Here is a 523-nt window from a genome sequence, read left to right as displayed (position 1 = left end):
AGATCACCGCCGACTTCGAGAACATCGCCGGCATGTACGAGGGCAACGAGATCATGGTCCTCGGCCTCGCGGTGGGCAAGGTCGACAAGATCGTGCCCAAGGGCACCTACGTCGAGGTCCACATGACCATCGACTCGGGCGTCAAGATCCCGAAAGACGCGATCGCGGCGATCATCTCGCCCTCGATCGTCACCGACCGCCACATCGAGGTGAGCCCGCCCTTCACCGGCGGTGAGACGCTGAAGTCCGGCGATCACCTGCCCAAGGCGCGGACCAGGACACCGGTCGAGCTGGACACGATGATCAAGACCATCGACCAGTTCGCCGCGGCCCTCAAGCCCGAACCCGGCCAGGAGGGTCTCGGCCCGCTGTCGGGCCGGGTGCTCTACCCGGTACTCAACGGCAACGGCCAGAAGATCCGCGAAACCCTCGACGCGCTCTCGGGTGCGTTGAAGGTCGGCGTCGACAACAAAGACGCCATCTCCAACATCATCATCAAGCTCAACGAGCTCACGACGATGCT

General features: G+C 63.7%; 1 protein-coding gene. It reads left to right on the top strand.

Annotation, left to right across the window (positions count from 1 at the left end; genetic code table 11):
- Positions 1-2: 2 nt before the first annotated feature.
- On the top strand, positions 3-523 hold a 521-nt coding region (locus IBJ82_RS34400), incomplete at its 3' end, for an MlaD family protein (protein ID WP_370585616.1).

The sequence above is a fragment of the Nocardia sp. XZ_19_231 genome (assembly GCF_015355705.1).
In the GTDB taxonomy this organism is placed as follows: Bacteria; Actinomycetota; Actinomycetes; order Mycobacteriales; family Mycobacteriaceae; genus Nocardia; species Nocardia salmonicida.
The sequence above is the reverse complement of the archived record's forward strand: the minus strand, read 5'-3'. Positions and strand labels throughout refer to the sequence as shown.